The sequence below is a fragment of the Acinetobacter larvae genome (genome assembly GCF_001704115.1).
Lineage (GTDB): Bacteria > Pseudomonadota > Gammaproteobacteria > Pseudomonadales > Moraxellaceae > Acinetobacter > Acinetobacter larvae.
In genome coordinates this window covers 2,465,798-2,487,930 of record NZ_CP016895.1, presented here as the reverse complement: position 1 = coordinate 2,487,930, position 22,133 = coordinate 2,465,798, and the positions used below count along the sequence as shown (strand labels likewise).

Sequence of the window (22,133 nt, the reverse complement as noted above, 5' to 3'; positions counted from 1 at the left end):
CAAGATGTCTTTTACGCGTTATCAGGTTTTAACACTTGCAGTCATGGCAAGCTTGCAGCAAGTCGCTTTTGCACAAACCCAGCATTATCAAATTGCAGTTGCACCTTTGGCGCAGACAATGGCGAAAATAGCACGTCAAAATAAAGTGAGTTTAAGTGCAGATCCAGCTTTATTAGAAGGAAAAATTGCGCCTGCAATCGAGGGAGATTATGCATTAGATCATGCATTTGATCTGGCATTACACGGCAGTGGCTTGGTACTGATAAAAAATGCTGATGGCAGTATGTACAGTTTAAAGCTGCTTGAAAAAAAACCAAGCACACCAGCTGATGATATTGTCATCTTAGAAACAATCCAATTACAGGCTAAGGCAGACCAAACTGCACAGCAAGTGGAGATGGAGAAAGGTGCTGTTGCTGAGCTGCCAGTGATCTCATTGCATGCAGAAGACAAGCGTTTAGCAAGCGCTAAAATTTCTATTATGAAAGGTGCCAATAGTATCAAAGAAATACCACAATCTGTTTCTGTGATGACCAGACAGCAAATGGATGAACAAGGCATCTCTGATTTACGTGATGCAGCAAATCATGTGACTGGTGTTGTTGGAACCAAAGGGGTAGGGCAAGGTATGATATTGTCGGCACGAGGTTTTCAAATTGATGCATGGCAATATGATGGGATTCCAATTCCTCGCAATATGTATGCGCTGGGAAACTGGGGAACACAGGATATGGTGTTCTACGAAAATTTAGAAGTTTTACGTGGTGCTTCTGGCTTAATGCAAGGTACAGGAAGCCCTGGTGGGGCAGTCAATTTAGTCCGTAAACGTGGTTCAACTCATCGTAATATTGCGTTAACTGCGCGTGCAGGGTCATGGGATCGTTATGGTGCACAATTAGATGCCGGTGGACCATTAAATCAAGATGCTTCATTGCGTGGTCGTATAGTCTTTGACGAAGCAGATACTCATTCTTTTGTAGATTATGTCCATAATCGCACCCACTCCTTATATGCAGCATTGGATTATGATCTTGGTCCCGCAACCACTTTAGGCGTTGGCGTGAGTTATTCAGACAGTCAGGGCAGACCAATGATTCGAGGTTTGCCGCGTTATAGCGATGGTGGTGATTTAGGTTTATCTCGTTCGACTTATTCTGGTGCATGGTGGAATCGTGCCAATATTCAACAGACAATGCTTTATGCTGATTTTGAGCATCATTTTAATCAAGATTGGCGGTTTAAAGTTTCTATTTTAAATCTCAATGAAAAAAATACTTCTGTGCACCAACGTATACAAGGCGCCGTGGCCAATGACGGCAGTGGTATTACCTATGCCAATTGGGCGACTGATTTTGATTCATCTAAAATTGGGATGGATACATATTTAACTGGAGATTTTCAGTTTTTAGGGCGGGAAAATAAACTTACTGTGGGGGCGACTTATTCTAAATATACCTCAGATGATATGTATGCTAGAACTTTTACTCCGGAAGGCAATGTTTTTGCGATTGAGCATCATAGACCATGGCAAAATGTAGATACGATTATGGCAGCTGGTGGTGTGCAAACTTTGGCAGATTATGATGTACAACAAAAAGGAGTTTATGCCAGCTGGCATATTAAACCATTAAATTCATTGACTGCAATTGTCGGTGCGCGAGGCAGTTGGTATGAGTATATTTATAATGAGTCTTTATATAATACCCAAACAGTGAATAAAGCTTCTGGTGAAATAACCCCTTATGTGGGGCTGATCTATGATATTAATCCAGAATGGTCAGTATATGGTAGTTTTACCAGTGTTTTTGAACCGCAATCATCTCGGGATATTCATGGACGTGTCCTTGATCCTATTATCGGAAGCAATTATGAGTTAGGTATTAAAGGCGCTTTAATGGATGAAAAAGTTAATGCTTCATTGGCTATTTTCCGTTATGACCATAAAAATCGACCTGTGAATGATGTTGAATCGGGCTTTGCTTGTGATGGTTGGTATTGTTCTAAACCATCTGGTGAAGTACGCAGTGAAGGGATTGAAGCTGAACTGAATGGCGAAATATTGCCTAATCTACAACTTTTAGCGGGTTATACCTTTAATAAGACTGAATTTTTAAGTGATCCTGTTAATCAAGGCAAAGTCTTTAGTACATGGACGCCGAAACATATGTTGCGTACATGGGCATCTTATCAGTTACCAGGACAATGGAACCAGCTGACGCTAAGTGGTGGCTTTAGCACACAAACACATACATTAAGCTATGATCGTTCTTTTAAAGTACCTGGTTTTACGGTGTGGAATATGCGTCTGTCATATCAGCTCACACCAGATAGCACGATAGCAATGAATTTCAATAATATCTTTGACAAGCGCTACTGGATTTCTGCTTTTGCTGAGCAGAATGGCAATAATGATTATGGTGATCCGCGCAATGTCATGTTTACATTACACAGTAAGTTTTAATCTTGCATGATATTGTTTAGGCGAAGCCTTAATATTGCTGTGTATACTATTCTTTAAAAGCAATAGATCCCAAATAAACATACAGTTTATATGTTATATGCTTGAGTGAATGCTGTTCTAGGTCATCGTCCAATCATTTAATTGATTAGATATATTACAAAGTCTGCATAGGAACACGAGGATATTTTAGCTTGCATCTAAAATATCCAACCAGACAAAAAATCTTTCTGTTACAAAAGAAAACGATTCAATATGAGCTTTTTTCTGACGCTCTACGTCTATGTATATAGACGGGGGAATTATATGAATCACTTTATTTTAAAATGTGGCGCGGTCATTTGTTTAGGGGGAGCGATCAGCAGTGCTTATAGCCATGATCTTGAGCCAGTACGCCAGATGCCAGCCAGTGTGCCTAGTATGTTGCAAAATAATTTATTTAAACTCAATTTTTCTTATTATTTGGATCAAGAGCAAAGCAAGCAGACTGAAAATACCACAGACCAACATAATTTACGTTTTAAGGTGGCTTGGCAGAATTACCAACATCATTGGTTAAAAGATTTGAATCTAGAAACCTTCCAGTTGCGTAATCAGGATGGCACTTTACGTGAGCAGTATTTAAACTTTTTTAAACTGGCTAAATATAAAAATGATTTGAACTATAGTTTTACCAAAGCACAGTGGGAAAAAGACAGTAGTCAAATTTATAACAGTTTAAGCAGTTTGACTGCGGGATTGGGGCGTGATTTCTTAATTTCTGATCATTCTTCATTGTCTGGAGAATTTGGTTTGGGCTATCGTTATAACGATATACAGTTAGCCGAAGTGACTAAAAATGAAGCTTTGGGTACAGCGGGGCTATTTTATAAACATTATTTTAGCCCAATAGTCAGTTATGAACAAAATCTGAGTTATGAGTTAACGCAAGACAATCATATTTTTCGAAGTAAGTCCGCTTTGAATTTTCGTTTAAATAAAAACTATTTTGCGCAAGCCAGTTATCATTTAAAGCGCCAAGAGGATTTATGGGATACGCATAAAGACTCAAGAATTTCATTGGGATTTGAATATCAATACTAAATTTTTAATTTGCATAATAGTTTTATTTTACCCAAATGCTTATCGAATGAAATTTATTTTAAGTGCTGATCAGTTTTATTGTCATAAGTTGGGCAGATAAACTGGTTTAAAGCTTACTTGTATTGTGATTGTTGTAGATACAAGAAAATGCCATAGATTGGCTGTAGATCTCATTTAAATTTTAGACTGAATTTGAATTTTGCAGAGTAACGATTTGACCATGTTGAAACTAAAACAGCTCAATAATGCACGTGATGTATTGAAACGTGTTGATGTGAGAGTAACCATTCCTAGATTGGCAATATATGACATTTTAGAAAATGTTGATGTGGGGCTAACTGCTTATGATATTGAAAATATGTTGATCAAAATGGATCATCATATTAATTTGGCGACGATTTATACCACACTGAAATTATTTCAAAATAAAGGTTTGATTCAACGTTATAAAACAGATTTTGAACAAGCAATTTATTTTATTAATCCTAAAGCTTCAGCAGTGCAATTTAAATGTCAGCATTGTGGCTCTTTACAGTCTTGGTATGATGAAGAAATCAAACAACGCATAACGCAGCTTTGTCAGCAGAGACAACTAAGTCTACAAGATTACCGCGTAATTATTGACGTTGCCCACTGTGAACATTGTGAGCGTGAGTGATGCACCAAGTATTGTGGTTTAGCCAATTTGCCAAAACTATAGTAAACGGTTTGTTGCTGCATAAATTAAAAATGAAGTGATTTAAATGAAGCATCTTGAATGTCGAGTTTAAAATAAAATATTTTGTATGCATGCTTTTAACTGGAAAGTTGCAAAGCTATATTTGTATCTTTAATATAGCTTATGCAGAATAAATCTGCTTTGAGCTTGCTTGATATCTATGAGTAGCAAAGTCGTTTATAGCGAGATCGAAAATATAAATGATTTGGCATATCAATATAAAACATATGTGTTATTAAAATAAAAAATAATTCAAAATATGGGAAATAATAAAATATTTAAGTTATATTAAAGTGCTTGTAAATAGATTAACAATTTAAACACTTATATTTTTATTTTGAAGAGACATGCTTTTAACTAAGTACCAGAGGGTAATTTGAATGAACCAGAAAGTCCGTCACATTATTTTTGCCTTGAGTACATTGACTGCGGCATTATCTGTACATGCACAAGAAACGGCATATAAAGCCAGTACTGTGAATAAACCAATAAATATTGTCAATATAGCAAGCCTCGAAGCTCAAGCAGAGGCACAAATGCAAGCTGGTGCATTTGGATATATCCGTGGTGGCGCTGAAGATGAAAAAAATCTGCGTAGTAATACCAGCGCTTTTGATAAAAAATATATTATGCCACGTATTATGCAGGGTATTGAGTTAAAAGACATTCAAATCAATACGAAATTTTTAGGCATTGATTTAAAAACACCAATTATTCAGGCGCCGATGGCTGCACAAGGTTTAGCCAATATAGATGGTGAATTATCAACTGCCAAAGGTATGGCTAAAGCAGGTTCTATTTTTTCACTCAGTACTTATGGTAATAAAACCATTGAAGAGGTTGCTCAAGTCGCAGGCAAGAGCCCTTTCTTTTTCCAGCTCTATATGAGTAAAAATGACAAGTTTAATGAATTCACATTAAAACGTGCCAAGCAAAATGGTGCTAAGGCGATTATTTTAACAGTGGATGCCGCGGTAGGCGGTTACCGTGAAGATGACATTAAAAATAATTTTGAATTTCCTTTAGGCTTTGCCAATCTCGAGCTATTCGCCAAACAAAATGGTGATACCGCGAAAACAGGCAAGGGTACAGGCATCAGCGAAATTTTCGCGCAAGCGAAACAAGGTTTTACGCCAGCAGATATTAATTATGTTAAAAAAATGACGGGTTTACCTGTCATTGTAAAAGGGATTCAATCTGCTGAGGATGCCGATATGGCAATACGTGCTGGCGCGGATGCCATCTGGGTATCGAATCATGGTGGTCGTCAGCTAGACAGTGGACCAGCTTCTTTTGATGTATTGCCAAGTATTGCCAAAGTGGTCAATAAACGCGTCCCCATTGTTTTTGACAGTGGTGTCCGTCGTGGTTCACATGTATTTAAAGCATTGGCTAGCGGTGCAGATATTGTCGCGATTGGTCGTCCAGTATTATATGGTTTGCAATTGGGTGGCGCTGAAGGGGTAAATTCAGTTGTAGAACAGTTTAATAAAGAATTACGCATTAATATGATGTTGGCTGGCGTCAAAGACATTGAGGCAGTTAAGCAAACTCGATTGTATAGTGATAAAGATTTTGAATAAGCAAACTCAAGTGTCGCTTTAAAATATTTAAGATAACCAGATTTTTTTATTGTTAAAAGATCTGGTTATTTTGAAATTATATTCATACAAAATAACCTCTTAGGTGACCTTCTTAAAATAATTATAATCTGGTGAGGGTTTTAGTTTTTAAGTATGCTTATATAAATCAACTGTCGGCTTATTGGAGTTGCTCAAATAAGCCGACAGCTTTACCAGATGATATTAATTTAAGGGAGATGTTATTGACCCTCTCGTGTGAGTTTTTCTGCCATTTCTGCTGTTTTCTTTAGACCGGGCATACGATATTCAGTATGACCAAAATCTTTGATCGATTTCCAGCGTCCTCCCCATGTTAAACCAACCGATTCAGCCACTTCACCATAGAGTTCATAACCACGCATTGCCCATGGATCGCGTTCACTAATCACGACTTTACCATTACGTTTAAATGCCACATCAGCCGCTAAACCAAATTGGTGATAACTTTGATATGCTTTGGCAAGTGTGGTATTTCGATTACCAGATAACATGTTTTGACGCTCAGGGCTACGGTAGCCTTCAAGTAATACCAATTCGTAGTTATAACGTTCCCGCATAATTTTAAATACCATGAGTAAACGCTGTTTATAACGAGGATTCATGCGATCCCATTTACGGTCTACCACTTGATTCTCAAGTTGACCATGTCTAGTTTGGCTCATGATTTCATTATTTAACTCTAAATTAAACGCAGTATGATCAGGATTGGCTGCTTGATATTTCTGCTCTAACTGAATTGCTTCAGTAATTGCAATATCAACGAGTTTTTCATCAACTTCTGGTGGCGGTGTGAGCATTTCTCCATTGAGTAGAGCATAAATCTGCGGATCAACTTCTTTTAAATAATCAGCTTCAACTCTGGTCGGGTCGATTTGACGGGTAAATGCAAACATCAAAATACTGGATAATAATAATAAACCAGCAATTAAAATCCACCATTGTTGTAAATGCCAATGCGTTTGCAATTGCTGATTTGAACTTGCATCACCCATCTGTTGCGCAAAATGACGAACAGAAAGCAATTTTTTTTTACTGCTTGGAATAATGGCGTGTAATATCTTCAAGACCTGATTACGTAAGTCATAAGACATTAATAGCCCTAAACCAATAATGAGAATTACAAAGCAAATAATGATAAATGCAATCATAAAGCTTTTAATCCGATTTGCTCATTGCTGCGCGAGAGGAATTGCTCTGTGCTGATTTAAGTTCATTTTCGATATTTAAACTATCTAATGAAGAGGGTTTTACCGGTGTAGTGGGACGCTCTTTTTCAACGCTTTTCTCAATCTTTTTGGTACGATCATGCTCAGGTTTAGTCTCCGGATTTTTTGTGTTTTGTGCAGAACGTGTTTGTGGGGCTTGACCAAGCATCGTATCAAAAGGGGATGAATGATTTTTTACCGGCTCTTTTGCTGCAACTGTCGGTGGTACAGGTTTAAATAAACTACTGAGCTGTTGCTCATCCACTTGATTTTCATAATCCTGCTCTTCAGTAGCAGCCTGCGAGTCGTTTAAGCGAATTGCTGTGCGATCAGCATCATTTTCTTCAATATGACTTTTAGACGGGGTTTTAACACTGCTTTGTGTTTGATCTGTTTCTTGATCAAAATAGAAATATAAAAAAATGATTAGGCAGATCGTAAGGATACCGCCTAAAAACCCCAACAATGCATAAAGAACAACGGGCTTTGCCGTTTTCTTCGCTGAGCTTGGTAAAATACGTACAGAATTATTTTTTTGATGGGCCATAGTTCAGCCATTAAGGTAAATAAATAGTAATATGTGCTTGCTCTTCAGGCGTTGTAATCACATTTTGATATTGGTTTAATGACGTATGATTCTGTTTGTTCAACATAAAATATAGTCCTGTAAAGGACAAAATTGCAAACAGAAACAATAAGAGCAAAATCCAAATAAACGGTAATTCTTTATGGATAATATGTTTGATCTGATCTGGAAGTTTAGAAAACGGTGAAAAAGCTGCTTTGGTCCCTTTCAAATAATCAATTTCATCACCGACTCTTGCAACCAAATGGTTGAGGCTTTCAATCGACTCAATGCGGTATTTACCTTGAAAACCCAATAATAGGCAATAATGACAGACTTCTAATGCCGCTAACCGTTCTTTACCTTTAGCACGTAGTTGTTCTAAGAGTTCAAAAAATTGATAACCCGCAAGTTGTGATCCAACCAAGCTTAATTGTAGTGGGTTAATTAACCAGGTATTTTGCAAGTTAAAATAACTCGCATCTTGCTGAGTCACGATGGTCTCATCTAATAATGCACAATAAGCATATTTTGCATCTTGAATATCTTGTGCTGAAAATTGTAGTTTTTTCGCTTGTAACTCAAAACGCTCTAAAAGATCTAAAATCTTTTGTCGAAAAGCTTCGGGTGAAGCGGGCACATAACCATTACGCAGTAAAAAGACAATATAAAACCCATCATAAAGTAAGTCGACTAAATTGAGGTTATACGCTGTATGTTGTGTTGTAGAAGGTGTGGCTGCTGCACCAATTTGCCCGTCATCAAATAATGACGGCGCGCCATGGGGTAATTTCATTATTATTCTCCTTTAGCCATTGAGGACCGCGATTAATTCAACGCTAATATCTTGGAATCCTGCCGGTATATAAATACAGAGTGTTTCTGAATCCAACATTCGTTGATAGAGTTCATCATGATTTTCGATTTCAAAATAACTCACGCCAGAACGTACAGGTATAGCGGTTGGAACTTGCATTAAGTGATGTAGCGGAATTGCGGGTAACGCAGCAACAACACGCTGTTCGACATCAACAGTATTTGCAACTTTAAAGCGTAATGGAACCAACTGAATCAGCTCATGGGTTTGCATCATGCCGCTGGATACTGCGAGATATAAACGTGTATCACGAGTAATTTTATCTGTTTCAAGACTACCAACCCAATAAGAAGGTCGAATTTCTTTGAGTGCAATACTAATATAACGATTGGAAATAATGGTATCGAGTAAATCTCTCAAGATGGTTTCGAGTCGGTTAAAACTTTCTTGTAAATTATGATGCTGATATTGCGGTAGTTGATCTACGTCATAGGCTGTTGAGAATGTTAACAGTGAGCCTGTTAATCTCAATAGTTCGCAAAATAAACGTTCTGGGTGGATATGTGGATTCAATAACAAATGATGAAGCGTTGCATGTGCAGTATTTAATGCATTGACTAACCAGAATGAAACAATATCGCCTGAGCGAAACTCGATTAACTTTTGCTCATTTTCGCGGTTATTGGCTTGGATGGCTTTAATCTTCGCTTTCAGCACATTGAGGGTACGTTGTAAGTTTTGCATTAATGTTGCGTTGGAGTGAATATGCAAAATAGGCGGAATAAATTTATGCTCTAACTCAAAAGTACCTGCACTATGCCGTTTGAGTTTGGCAATGGGTAAATATAAAAAACCATCGAGTTCCTGATCTGGTGCGATGCTTTGTTCGAGTAGTTTAAATTCTGCCCGACGTCTCAGTAAGGTTATTTGCGCAGGTGTCGCGTCTGTAAATAAATCGTGTGTATCCGTTGAATAAGAATGATAGCGACTCGGCTGTGTAATCTCATCAAAGCTGACATTCTTTTTATTAGCCTGCACAATAGGAAGTGCTAAATAGACGATCATTTCACCACGAAGATTAAGCTCGTCTAGTAACAGCGGTTCAGGCAATAAGTCTTGTGAGGGCGCATGATAGACCTCGCCATCTTGCCATATCATTTCTATCTTTTCTAAAGCCAAGACATGTAAATTTAACTGGCTTTCATCAAAATGAATCGCTTGCACACCATACGAAAAGGGTATCGTCGCGCGAATGGTATAATTCAGATGTTGTTCATGATATTGATCTTGAACCTGAAAGTGTTGTGGGCGTAAAAATAAACCTTCACCCCAAAGAATTTTTTCTGCTTTAAACATGTAAATTACCAGTCATTAGATTCATTATTATTGGATTGAACACCCAATAATTCTTGGATAGATTCAAGTGGATTGTCGTTTTTAACCACTTGTGCGAGCCATTCATGTAATGGCATTTGGCTCCACGCAATAGTTTTGTTCAGCATATAGCTAACAGGACTATGTGGCTCATTTTCTTGAAAGTATTTAGAAATATCCTGCAAGATTTTGAGTGCTTGTTCGCGATTTTGAATATGGCTTTGTGGCGCAGGTTGAAAGGATTGTTGCACTTGATTCACCATGGTTGGTGTTGTAGTGGATAGGGGTTCTGTCGAGCGGACCAGATTTTCTGATGAAATAGGTGTGTTATTGTCCTGTGATACGGGTGGATTTATCGCGCTATTGGTCGTGGCTATATGACTAAAAGTATGTGTTTTATAGATTTTATCGAGCGCGCTTTGAATATCATCAAGTTGTGAATCGACTTGGGCAAAACTCGGTGCATCTAATTGCATTAATTGGTCTAAAACATTTTTCAAAGTATGCCAATGCACTAAAATACTTTGAAAATCTTGATAATTTTGCTGTTGAAAGGTTTTACTGCTAGCAGACAAGGCTTGTTCGAACTGTTCCAGTTCTGGCAACATGTCCGTACTATCATAGTCTTCACTGTGTTTACGTCGATTATTTTGTTGATGTAAAAAGCTTTCATAATCAAATAATGCATAAAAAGGGCTGCTATTTACCAAAGCGACGGTCTTGATGAGTACCGGGAGCTGATTGACCAGCCCTTGTAATAAACCTAAACGCTGATCTAAATCCTCATCGTCATCCAGTTCTGGATGTATCTCACGCCAATAATCTTGCAGCATGCGATAGGACAACTCTAAGCTTTTTGCTAAACCAGCAAAGCCATATAAATGTGCCCACGCCTCAGATAACCAAGTGAGTAATCGAATATCTTTGGATTGTTGTTGCAGTAGTTCGGTGCATTTTTCTGCAACAAATACCCAGTCCGCTTGTTTGGGTTCTGCAACCCAATCCCCCTGATCTAATAAAGGATCATCTTGTGTCTTGGCTTTTTTAATGTCATGAAAGGCATTAGAAAAAGATAAATCTTCCCCACACGGATGTTGTTCAGATACAGGCTGTAATAATGTCTCTATGTTTATATTCATTATTGCTCTTACTCAATTGCTCTTACTTCATTAGCTTTAGGCGATATTGTGTTTTGCCATGACGTGTAGTTAATGTTGCGCGAAGGCAGTCATTGTTATTCAGTCGTGGTTTTTTTAGCTTTCGCTGGTGCTCTTTTTTTCGCCACCTTTTGCTCAGGATCAAGTTGATACATAATGTCATCATCTTTCACTTCAATCCGAATCAGCTTAGGTATTTTTTGTTCACTAATGGCAATTAAAATCTGAGTTGCCAATGCCGGAAGCACAGATGAGGTCAGAATATGATCCACATTACGTGCACCACTATCGACTTCTGTACAACGGCTCAGTAGTAACTCAGTTAGATCATCACCATATTGCACTTCAGTTGCATATTGTTTATGTAGACGATCAATAATTTTACCTAGTTTATGATGGATAATACGAACGAGTAAATCATCATGTAAAGGAAAATACGGCACGATACGCATGCGACCTAAAAATGCTGGTTTAAACTGCTTATATAAACTCGGTTTGAGTTGATCAATTAACTGCTCAGCATCTGGCCACTCTTCAACTGGGGTATTGATACAGGCTTGCATGATGACATTAGAGCCAACATTTGAGGTTAATAAAATCGTGGTGTTTTTAAAATCAATTACTCGACCTTCACCATCTTCTAGGGTGCCTTTATCGAAGACTTGATAAAATAACTCTTGCACATCTGGATGTGCTTTTTCAATTTCATCGAGCAATACTACGCTATAAGGATTACGTCTGACGGCTTCAGTTAATACCCCACCTTGTCCATAACCCACATATCCTGGCGGTGCGCCTTTAAGCGATGATACGGTATGTGCTTCTTGGTATTCCGACATATTAATGGTAATTAAATGCGATTCTCCGCCATAGAGCTCATTGGCAAGGGCGAGTGCTGTTTCTGTTTTACCCACACCACTTGGACCCACCAACATAAACACACCTTGTGGTTTATTGGGATCTTCTAGTTTAGCTTTGGAGGTTTTAATGCCTTTGACCAGTTGCTGTAAAGCGTAGTCTTGTCCCATGACACGTTGCTCAAGTTTATCTTCCAAGCTGAGGATTTGCTTAATTTCATCATGAACCATTTTCCCAACGGGAATACCAGTCCAGTCAGAAATAATTTCATTGATAATATTGGCGTTTACGCGTTCAAAAACGAGTGTTTGTTGTGCTTGCAAAGCTTGTAATTCAGCACGTAATTGATTGATCTCTTGAGCATTATCACTCAATTGCTCATGATTATCTACTTGTAAGGCTTTGATTTTATTTACAAGATTTAGTTCAGCTTGCCATTGTTGCTGAGTCTGACTGATTTCTGCTGTGAGTGCCGCAATCTCTTGTGCGAGTTGCTTTAGGCGTTGTTCATGAATCGGGCTTTGTTGGTGTTCATTGCTGAGAATATTACGCTCTAGGTTTAAATTGTGTAATTGTGCTGTTAATTGATCCAGTTTGACCGGTTCAGCATTTTGGGTCAGGGCAACACGTGCTGCAGCCGTATCTAATACACTGATTGCTTTATCTGGGAGTTGTCTACCACTGATGTAACGATGTGATGCATGTACGGCAGTCACAATCGCCTCATCATCAATGGCGAGATTGAAGTGCGCTGTCATTACTGGAATCATGGCGCGTAACATGTCAATCGCAACGTCTTCCGTTGGCTCTTCAATTTTCACCACTTGAAAGCGACGACTTAAGGCAGCATCTTTTTCAAAGTATTGTTTGTATTCTGCCCAGGTTGTTGCAGCGATTGTTCTTAGCTCACCACGCGCCAGTGCGGGTTTGAGTAAGTTTGCGGCATCATTTTGCCCAGCTTGTCCGCCGGCACCGATCAAAGTATGCGCTTCATCTATAAATAAAATAATAGGTTGTGTTGCACTCTGCACTTCTTGAATGACTTGTTTTAAACGGTTTTCAAATTCACCTTTTACGCTAGCGCCTGCCTGTAGTAGTCCCATATCCAGCACATGAATTTGCACATTTTTTAAGGCATCCGGGACCATGTTGTTGGCGATTTTTAAAGCAAGCCCTTCGACAACAGCAGTTTTTCCGACCCCGGGTTCGCCGGTCAGAATCGGGTTGTTTTGGCGTCGGCGCATTAAAATATCGAGCATTAAGCGTATTTCAAATTCACGACCAATCACTGGGTCAATACCGCCGTTTTGTGCTTTATGTGTCAGATTAATGGTGTATTGATCTAAAGCAGGTGTTTTATGCTGATCGGGAGCAGCCGTTTGTGCTGCTGTAGCAGACTGTTGATCGCTGTCAGTTGCAGCTGTTTGCTGTTCACTGCTGCTATGGCAGAACTCTAAAAATTTATGCTTCAGGGTGTCGATAGGAAGTTGTTCAAATAGACTGGAAGCGCGCATAGCCATCTGATATAGATCAGGGGCAGTCGTTAGTGCCACCAGTAAATGCCCACTGCGGATCATTGGATTTTGGTCTGCTGAAGCCAATAGCCAAGATTGTTCTAATAGTCGAATAATAGACTGCGCAAACACAGGGGTGCGGGTATTTCCTTTAGGAAGCTGTTGAATATTTTCTAGTAAATCCTTACATAAGTCTTCTGTTGAGACTTTGTATTTGTTTAGTAAAAGTTGTAAATCATTTTTACTCGAATCCTTTAAGATTTCGTACAAGAAATGCTCAATTTCAATTTCATAATTTTGTTGCGATATACAAAAGTTAGCCGATTTTTCTAAAGCTGTTCTGGCAGGTTTAGATAGTTTTGTAATTAATATTTTCAAATTATTCATCGTTGCGCTCAGTAATAAAGTTAATGCTGACGTCTTGTCAAACAGTTGCTATGTGGTTGTCTTACATTAATTGTTGATTTGTGAAAACTAAATGTTCGACGTGTTATCTATGTTAAATTGAGGATTATTTTACATAAAAAAATAAACTTTTGTATAAACTTGTGTTTAATTCATTTTAAGTTGTATGGTTATATTAAGTTGTAAAGTTATTTGTAAGGTTGTATTATTTTTAAATATGTGTTGCTTGATTAATGCTTTACAATATTAATGCGATTGATTTCTAAGTTGAATAAAATTTAATGATGCGTTAACAAGCTAGAGATATTCTAAATGATATAGATATCTAAATTAAGAAATCTAAAACGATTATTGAGGTTGGTTTTGAAAAGAATATTTGCAGTAAGTGCTTTTCTCGTTAGTGCAGCATTGTCACAAGCAACTGTTGCGAGTGGTTCTGAAATTAGCTTAAAAAAAGCATGTATTAAAGACAATCCTTTGGTCAAAGGCGAGACAGATCCAACGCTCCTCGGCATATATTCCCAAGTGTGTGACAAGAGTAAGGCAGCAGATCGTGATGCCTATCTAGTGCTAGCGACACAACGCTTTCAGCAATTGGGGCATGATAACAAAGCGTTGCAATTAATCACTGAATTAGAAAGTCGCCAGGTTAAAAGTCATATTTTGACGGATACGCAGTTTTTAATCGGCACGACATTGGCTACAAAAGCCTTAAAACAAATTCGTGAAGATGAAGTACGCTATTTAAGTTCTGAAACAACTTATCCGCCAGCAAAAGCGTTAGTCGATTTGATTGATCAAGCGAAACCCGCTACGGTATTAGCACAAGAAAAAGAACTCGTTGAGGAAGTAACGGTAAGTAAGTCTGTGACGCGTGCAACAACAGCTCGTCCTAAACCACAGACTCCACCAAGAGCACAGACCCCACCACGGGCACAGACTCCACCAAGAGCTCAGACCCCACCAAGAACTCAGGCTCAACCGCGTAATCCTTCTCCATTTCAGGGACTGTTTAAGTAAGTATTTTTAAAAAGAGAAAAAATTATGGCAAAACGTGAAAGTGTGCAAAAAAAATTGCAACGTATTCGCCCACCTCGTGTACAACTCACCTATGACGTAGAAGTCGGGGACGGCAAAGAAATTAAGGAATTGCCTTTTGTTGTTGGTGTTTTGGCTGACTTTTCTGCGGCTTCAGAGCTAGAGAAAACTAAATTAAAAGATAAAAAATTTATTAATGTCGATTTGGAAAATTTCGATGAAGTGATGGAGTCTTTAGCACCACGTGCTGCGTTTCAGGTTGAAAATACCTTGACCGAAGAAGGTGGGCGTATGGGGGTAGATTTAACTTTTAATTCTATTGAAGATTTCCGACCAGAAAGCATTGTGCAACAAGTCGATCCGCTACGAAAACTGTTAGAAGCACGCGAGCGATTAACTGATCTACGTAATAAAATTTCCAATAGCGAACGTCTAGAAGATTTGTTGGATGATGTCCTTAAAAATACTGAACAAGTTCGCCAATTAAGCAAAGAAGCAGGGGGCGAAGATGAGTAATATGCAAGCTACTGCTGCACCTCAAGCACAAGCTGAGGGCGTAAATTTACTCGATTCAATCGTTGAGCAAAGCCGCATTGCTCGCAATGATGAAGAGCATGGGCGTGCCAAAAGCTTGATTGCTGAGTTGGCCAAAGAAGTTATGGCAGGAACCATTACGGTTTCTGAAAACATGACTTTATCGCTTGATAAACGTATTGCTGAAATTGATGAATTGATATCAAACCAGCTCAGTAAAATCATGCATGCTGCTGAGTTTCAAAAAATTGAGTCGACATGGCGGGGTTTATATTATTTCTGTCAAGAATCTCCATCTAATCCTTTAATTAAGATACGGATGTTGAATACGACTAAAAAAGAATTGATCAAAGACTTCCAAAGTGCGACTGATTTTGATCAAAGCACATTGTTTAAAAAGATCTATGAAGAGGAATATGGGTCATTTGGTGGCGCACCTTATGCGACGCTCATTGGTGATTTTGAATTCGACCGTATTCCTTCAGATATGTATTTGCTTGAGCAAATATCGCATGTGGCTGCTGCTGCGCACGCACCGTTTATTTCTGCAGCATGTTCAAATATGCTGGGCCTAGAATCCTTTACCGATATCGATCGCCCACGTGATGTTTCAAAAATCTTTGAAACAGCCGAATATGTACAATGGCGTTCTTTCCGTGAAAGTGATGACTCACGCTATGTTGCCTTAACGATGCCGCGGGTACTGGGGCGTTTACCTTATCATCCGAAAGAGGGTACACAGACTGAAGGTTTCAATTTCGTCGAAAGTGTTTCTGGTCAAAATCATGACGAGTACCTATGGATGAATGCTGCGTATGCCTTTGGTACCCGTTTAACCAATGCTTTTGATATGCATGGTTGGTGTGCTGCCATTCGCGGTGTTGAAGGTGGTGGTTTGGTTGAAGGCTTGCCAGTGCATACGTTTAAAACGGTTGATGGTGAAGTTGCTTTTAAATGCCCAACTGAAATCGCCATTACAGACCGTCGTGAAAAAGAACTGAGTGATTTAGGGTTTATTCCACTTGTTCATTGTAAAAACACAGATTATGCAGCATTTTTTGGTGCTCAATCTGCGCAAAAACCTAAAAAATATGATAGTGATACGGCCAATGCAAACTCAGCATTGTCTAGTCAAATTCAATATATTATGGCTGTTTCTCGTATTGCCCATTATTTAAAAGCAATGATGCGTGATAAGGTTGGTAGTTTTGCTTCGGCAGGTAATGTTGAAGCCTTTTTAAACGAATGGCTAGCACAATATGTGTTACTTGACGATGGGGCATCACAAGAGGCGAAAGCCCAGTTTCCACTTAGAGAAGCGTCAGTAAAAGTTGTAGAGAATCCAGCTGAGCCTGGGCACTACAAGTCTGTGGTCTTTTTAAGACCGCATTTCCAGCTGGATGAGTTGTCTGTTTCTTTACGACTTGTCACTGAGTTACCTCAGTCTTCTAATTAATCCTTTAAGCAGCTAAATAATAAACTTAATAAGATGGTATAACGCACATGAAAGACATATACGTACAATTCAATGGTAAATATAAAGTTGATGGCGAGTCTCGTGATTCAGAACACAAAGGATGGCTAGAAGTTAATTCTTGGTCGCATAATATCCGCCAGCCAAAATCAGCAACTTCATCAAGTGTTGGTGGTCATACTGCAGAACGTGTTGAACACTCTGACATGGTTTTTGTGAAAGATTTGGATGCAACCAGTCCAAAACTATGGGAAGCGTGTTCTGCTGGTTACACTTTTGATGAAGTGCAAATCGATTTCTATCGTGCCAATGGTGACAAACGTATCAAATACCTACAGGTTAAGTTGAAACACGTTTTGGTTTCTAGCGTAACGCCAGTTGTAAATGAAGAAGGTGTTCCAACTGAATCATTTGGTTTGAAATACGCAGCTGTTGAGTGGACTTATAACCAACAAGATATTAACGGTACTGCCAAAGGTGCAGTTACTAAAAAATGGTCGCTTTCTAATAATACAGCTTCATATTCAGCTTAATCAGATAGAAATGACTATTAAAAATAGAGAGCAGTCGATGTGCTCTCTATTTTTAACTGCATTTAGATATATAAAATGAATTTAGATCAATTATATCCTTATGGGTTCAGAGCTACATTATTTGATCGTTTACTGCCAGAAGATGAAGAGAGTAAAGGGCTATCTATACAAGAATTACGTGAGTCTGTTGCACGTGATTTAGAAGACTTACTCAATAATCGTATGGCGAAGTTAGATGATGTTATTGATGATTATCCATTGGTCAAAAAATCAGTATTACAATTCGGAATTATAGATTTTGTTGGACTCTCGACAGCCAATCCCATGGATCGAGATAAAATTTGTCAGTCAATTGAAGCATCCATTTCTGCACATGAGCCAAGATTACGTCAGGTTAAGGTGGAAATGCTTTTAGATGGACATAATATGGGGGCATTGTGTTTGAGTATTCAAGCTTACTTAAATATTCATCCCTTATATGAACCGGTTATTTTTGATGCATTATTAAAGCCAACAACACAACAATATGTTATTTCTGCAAAGTCATAGGGTAGCTAGAGGATGGTGAACGTGATTGAGGAACTCTTACCTTATTACGAAAAACAATTACAAGAATTTGGTCAGCAATCTCGAGATTTTGCTGAGAAATACCCTAAAATTGCACAACGACTTTCATTAAATCAAGAACAAATTGATGATCCTCATATTGAAAGGCTGATTCAGGCTTTTTCATTGATTGCTGCACGTGTCGATAAAAAGCTTGCAGAGAGCTATGACGTGTTTACGCGGGCATTGTTTGAGGTCATGTTTCCGCAGTATTTAAGGCATTTTCCTGCATGTACAGTTGTCAGTTTTGAAGATAGTAATAAACAAAAACAATTGACTGAAGCACATTTAATTCCTGCACATACCATTTTAAAATCACGTAGTTTTAAAGGCGTACAGTGTGAGTTTCAGACCAGTCAAACTGTGCGGTTATTGCCTTTGCAATTACTCGCTTTGGATTTCAAAACCAATCCAAGCTCACATATGCATTTGAATCAGAATGCAACATTAAGCCTTCGTTTTGAAATATTCAATGATGCCAATGCTTGGTTACAGCATGAGACATTACCGATTTATTTAGACGCTATATCAAATTTTCCGCTACAAGTTCTGGATGGAATTTTTAGAAAAGACAGTAGTTTTAGTCTTAAGTTTGGGCAGCGTGTCATTGAAATCAAAAATCCTTTTAGTGTTATGGGTTTTGATGAAACAGAAAGTTTATTACCGATTGATGAGCATACCCATCATGCATATCGCTTACTCTTAGAATATTTTTGTTTTCCAGAGAAATTCAGTTATTTAAAACTGAATTTAAATTTCTTAAAACATTTAGCAGAAAATCAGAATGTTTTTGAAATACATATTCATTTAAAACTCAATTTAAATGATCAGGCTATTGTTAGAAACTATTCTGAATTGAATGTGGCAAATTTTAAATTATTTACTAGCCCCGCGGTAAATTTATTTGAAAAAAATGCCGAACCGCAAAAAATAAATCACAAACAATTAGAATATCCTTTAATTACTGATGCACATCATCCTGAGTTATATCAAGTTTATAATATTATCGATATGCAGATGATTCGTGAGAAACAAAATGAGGAAAATGTAAATTATCCAATTTTACCATTTTTTGCTATGAGTCATTATTATGGTAAAAATGTGCAGTTTTTCTATGCGACCAATTTGAAACAATATCAAAGTAAACATGTCGCAGCGGGCTATTCGATTATTTCCAAGCATTTATCGCCATACGAAATCAAATCAGATTTTATTAGTACCGTGTTGCTTTGCTCAAATGGTGATCTGCCACATGAAGCACTAAGTTTGTCCAATAATGTATTAAATCTTAACGATGCCAGTATGGCTAGGCGCGCATTGGTGTTAAAACGACCGACTGAGCCCTATTTCTTTTCTCAGAATCAAAAAGAGCAATGGCGAATTATTTCCCACTTGTCACTCAATACCGTTGCATTGATGAAAGGAGATGCCGTCAGTCATTTGAAAGAATTACTTGAGCTGTACAACTTACCGCGCTCCAAAGAAAACCATCTTATTATTGATGCAATTCAACAGATCAAGTTTGAACTGACGCATAAATTGGTGGAAGCAAAACCTTTCCCGATGTTTGTGCGTGGGGTAAAAGTATTACTGCATATTCGATCTCAGGTATTTCGTGGTCATAGTCTATATTTATTTAGTCAGTTGGTGAGTTATGTATTTAACCTAAAAGTGCAAATGAATAGTTTTGTAGATGTCAGTATTTTTGATGAAAGTTCAGGACAGGAGTTATACCAATGCGTACAGAACGTTGGTGGCAAGAAGCTTCTGTAATCGATCAACTCTTTAAAGTTCCTACGGCTTTTGAGTTTATTCAAGTAACACGTTTACTTAGACATGTTCCTTATCAGCAGCACAGTAAATATTGGGCGAACGATTTTTATTTTGAAAGCTCTTTAAACTTAAATTTTCCTACAGCAGAAATAGAATCTTTAACCCGGGTGGATGAAAAAGTTGCAGTGAGAAATCTGCTGGTGGGATTAACCGGTATTCAAGGTGCTTTGCCTTATAATTACACCAATAAAATTAAGCAGTCTGCGCGCAAGCAACGGGAGTCTGTGCAAAAGTTTATGGGGTTATTTAACCATAAGCTGACCGCACAATATGTCGATGCCAGTCTTGCCTATAACTTACCGATTCGTTATGAAATTGAGGCTGAAAACCATTATCTCAATATCTTACATGCATTGAATGGTTATATTAGTAGTCAGCATCAACAAGTTGAATTAGACGATTACTTTGCAGAATTTGCTGGCTTAATGCAGGGGCAGAATAATACCGCGCATGCCTTGCAGACCATGTTACGCTGTATTTTAAAACAACAGGTCAAAATTAAAGAGTTTGTTGAAGAGAAATTTAAACTTGCCGATGATCAAAAAACACGTTTAGGTCAAGGTGGTGCCTGCTTGTTAGGGCTAAATACATTTTGTGGCGATAGCATCCGGCAAATCGATGGCAAGATTGAGATTCAGGTTGGACCATTGAGTTATCAAGAATACCTAGAATATTTGCCGCAGCAAAAACAGAGTGAAAAGATTAAGAGCATTATTCAAAGCTGGTGTATTCCCACGCTATTTATAGATTTACGTATTATTCTCGCCAAAGAAGCCGTTTTAGCCGTGCAGTTGAATAATCAAGCTGCAGCTGGTTTGGGACGAGGTACTTTTCTGATGCCGCAAGATCCTACAGAAAATGCCGAGACCTGTTATCCATTAATTGGAGCAGCATAAATGATAAAAATTATAATCACGACCTTACTCAGTATTTTTCTAATCACATGCGCGGTGGTGGTGTTTTATTGGCGAGATGCGGGTTTTGACCCATCAAAGCAAGATTTATTACTGTATTTAGGGTTGCTTCCACTTGGAATCAGCGCATTGGTTTTAAGCCCTTATCTTTTGTGGAAGTTTTATCATTATAAAAAAAATAAAGCTTTACAACAGCAGCTTAAAAAAGAGCAAGAACAGGCTGCTACGCATGATGAATATCAAGATCGCCAGCAAGCTGTTGAGTTACTTTCTTTTCAAGTCTTTTCTACGGCATTACAAAATGCGCATGGCGAAAATGCAACTTTATTTGACAAAGCATTGGAAAACTTTAGTCCAAATTTAGATGCGCAGTTGGTGAATGCTCAGGGTATTGCTTTATTGGCACATCGTATTGAGGCATTAGATGAGGCATTACTTGAGCAGTTTGCTGATGAGCCGATGAGTGATCTACAAAAACGCGTCATGGTATTATTAGCACAACAATTTAATCAGCATATAGAGAGTATTTATCAAATAGCTGAGCATTTAAGACAATCGGCGTTATTTTATGATCGTGAATTGGCTTATGCCTACCGGATGCATCCAGCTTGGATTAATCCAGATTTTAAGGCTGAAGAAGTAGAAATAGCACTTACAACGGCACCAGAAGTACCACGTTTAAACCGTTTGAATATACATGTGGTCTTGGCGGAAAATATGCTACATCTGTGGGATGAAGCGTTGAGTAGTGAATATCTAAAAAATATGATGTTTGAATTGGGTGTTATTCAACAGCAAGTGCAAGTAGAATATCATTATTGGAGTGCGCAGAATGCCTATCATAAATGGATTGAGTTAGTACAGCAGATTCAAAAAAATGATTTTGAATTGTCTTTATTGTTGGTTGCCGATTCAGAACTGGATCAAGATTTATTAGATGATCGTTTATGGTCGACCCAAGCGTATGTACCTGCTGAATTTGCTGCGAGTTGTTGTATTGCACCAGCCCATGTTCAGGTTCTCAATTTAAAAGCGCACAAAACATTAAATGTCGTGTTGCATCAAAATAACTTAGCACAACAATTAAAGCAGCTTGGGCTTGAGCAATTACCACAATATGACTTGGAAGAACCATGTGTGGTTATTGCAGATGATATTACTCAAGTCAAAACTATACAGAAAGTGAGTAAAAACTTCGCAGAAACGCCGATCGAGTCCTATCATTTTCTCTATAGCCGAGGGAGTCTTGGTCATAGTCAGAACTTAGCAACGATTTATAGCTTTATATTAGGGCTACAAGTTTCTGATGATAAATGCAGTTTGGTCTATAGCTCAGATGAGCCAACGACGCAGGTCATTATTACAGCTGCAGATCAACAACACATACTTAGTGAAGATTTATAACATTTAGTCAAACGAGAAAAC

At 38.2% G+C, this 22,133-nt stretch carries 18 protein-coding genes; 12 read left to right on the top strand and 6 right to left on the bottom strand.

Annotated features, from left to right (window positions below; translation table 11 throughout):
• Positions 1–4: 4 nt before the first annotated feature.
• The 4 genes from BFG52_RS11140 to BFG52_RS11125 all read left to right on the top strand — a co-directional run bounded on the left by BFG52_RS11140 (position 5) and on the right by BFG52_RS11125 (position 5,842).
• Positions 5–2,461: a TonB-dependent siderophore receptor gene (locus BFG52_RS11140; RefSeq protein WP_067556095.1), complete on the top strand. Its 2,457-nt coding sequence runs from the start codon at positions 5–7 to the stop codon at positions 2,459–2,461.
• A 303-nt stretch (positions 2,462–2,764) separates the two neighbouring features.
• A complete protein-coding gene (locus BFG52_RS11135) occupies positions 2,765–3,541 on the top strand; it encodes a DUF481 domain-containing protein (protein WP_067556093.1) in 777 nt (258 codons plus the stop codon).
• A gap of 220 nt (positions 3,542–3,761) precedes the next feature.
• Positions 3,762–4,199, top strand: coding sequence for a Fur family transcriptional regulator (locus BFG52_RS11130; RefSeq protein ID WP_067556090.1), 438 nt, complete (start codon positions 3,762–3,764; stop codon positions 4,197–4,199).
• Between the two features lie 440 nt (positions 4,200–4,639).
• On the top strand, positions 4,640–5,842 hold the full coding sequence (locus BFG52_RS11125) for a lactate oxidase (RefSeq protein ID WP_067556087.1): 1,203 nt from the start codon (positions 4,640–4,642) through the stop codon (positions 5,840–5,842).
• A gap of 239 nt (positions 5,843–6,081) precedes the next feature.
• Here BFG52_RS11125 and BFG52_RS11120 read toward each other — a convergent pair whose 3' ends face one another.
• The 6 genes from BFG52_RS11120 to tssH all read right to left on the bottom strand — a co-directional run bounded on the left by BFG52_RS11120 (position 6,082) and on the right by tssH (position 13,758).
• A complete protein-coding gene (locus BFG52_RS11120; RefSeq protein ID WP_067556084.1) occupies positions 6,082–7,029 on the bottom strand; it encodes a M15 family metallopeptidase in 948 nt (315 codons plus the stop codon).
• Between the two features lie 7 nt (positions 7,030–7,036).
• Complete coding sequence (locus BFG52_RS11115) at positions 7,037–7,633, bottom strand: hypothetical protein (protein ID WP_067556082.1); 597 nt, start codon at positions 7,631–7,633, stop codon at positions 7,037–7,039.
• 10 nt (positions 7,634–7,643) lie between these two features.
• The gene (icmH, locus tag BFG52_RS11110; RefSeq protein WP_067556079.1) at positions 7,644–8,447 is read right to left on the bottom strand and encodes a type IVB secretion system protein IcmH/DotU; all 804 of its coding nucleotides are present in this window, start codon (positions 8,445–8,447) and stop codon (positions 7,644–7,646) included.
• Positions 8,448–8,459: 12 nt separating this feature from the next.
• A complete protein-coding gene (gene tssK / locus BFG52_RS11105; protein WP_067556077.1) occupies positions 8,460–9,824 on the bottom strand; it encodes a type VI secretion system baseplate subunit TssK in 1,365 nt (454 codons plus the stop codon).
• Between the two features lie 5 nt (positions 9,825–9,829).
• Positions 9,830–10,981: a type VI secretion system protein TssA gene (gene tssA / locus BFG52_RS11100; RefSeq protein WP_067556074.1), complete on the bottom strand. Its 1,152-nt coding sequence runs from the start codon at positions 10,979–10,981 to the stop codon at positions 9,830–9,832.
• A 95-nt stretch (positions 10,982–11,076) separates the two neighbouring features.
• Positions 11,077–13,758 carry a type VI secretion system ATPase TssH gene (tssH, locus tag BFG52_RS11095; protein ID WP_067556071.1) on the bottom strand — a complete coding sequence of 894 codons (2,682 nt, stop codon included), beginning with the start codon at positions 13,756–13,758 and terminating at the stop codon, positions 11,077–11,079.
• Between the two features lie 381 nt (positions 13,759–14,139).
• Here tssH and BFG52_RS11090 point away from each other — a divergent pair, with 381 nt between their 5' ends.
• From BFG52_RS11090 to BFG52_RS11055, 8 genes are all read left to right on the top strand, one after another.
• Positions 14,140–14,796, top strand: a complete 657-nt coding sequence (locus BFG52_RS11090; protein ID WP_067556068.1) for a hypothetical protein — start codon at positions 14,140–14,142, stop codon at positions 14,794–14,796.
• 24 nt (positions 14,797–14,820) lie between these two features.
• Complete coding sequence (gene tssB, locus BFG52_RS11085) at positions 14,821–15,330, top strand: type VI secretion system contractile sheath small subunit (protein WP_067556065.1); 510 nt, start codon at positions 14,821–14,823, stop codon at positions 15,328–15,330.
• Positions 15,323–16,804 carry a type VI secretion system contractile sheath large subunit gene (gene tssC / locus BFG52_RS11080; RefSeq protein WP_067556062.1) on the top strand — a complete coding sequence of 494 codons (1,482 nt, stop codon included), beginning with the start codon at positions 15,323–15,325 and terminating at the stop codon, positions 16,802–16,804. Before tssB ends, tssC begins: the two co-directional genes overlap by 8 nt.
• 47 nt (positions 16,805–16,851) lie before the next feature.
• Positions 16,852–17,355: an Hcp family type VI secretion system effector gene (locus BFG52_RS11075; protein ID WP_067556059.1), complete on the top strand. Its 504-nt coding sequence runs from the start codon at positions 16,852–16,854 to the stop codon at positions 17,353–17,355.
• 75 nt (positions 17,356–17,430) lie between these two features.
• Positions 17,431–17,904: a type VI secretion system baseplate subunit TssE gene (gene tssE / locus BFG52_RS11070; protein WP_067556057.1), complete on the top strand. Its 474-nt coding sequence runs from the start codon at positions 17,431–17,433 to the stop codon at positions 17,902–17,904.
• A gap of 21 nt (positions 17,905–17,925) precedes the next feature.
• Complete coding sequence (gene tssF / locus BFG52_RS11065; protein ID WP_067556054.1) at positions 17,926–19,734, top strand: type VI secretion system baseplate subunit TssF; 1,809 nt, start codon at positions 17,926–17,928, stop codon at positions 19,732–19,734.
• Positions 19,698–20,690, top strand: coding sequence for a type VI secretion system baseplate subunit TssG (gene tssG / locus BFG52_RS11060; RefSeq protein WP_067556052.1), 993 nt, complete (start codon positions 19,698–19,700; stop codon positions 20,688–20,690). Before tssF ends, tssG begins: the two co-directional genes overlap by 37 nt.
• A complete protein-coding gene (locus BFG52_RS11055; protein WP_067556049.1) occupies positions 20,691–22,112 on the top strand; it encodes a hypothetical protein in 1,422 nt (473 codons plus the stop codon).
• Positions 22,113–22,133: the final 21 nt, after the last annotated feature.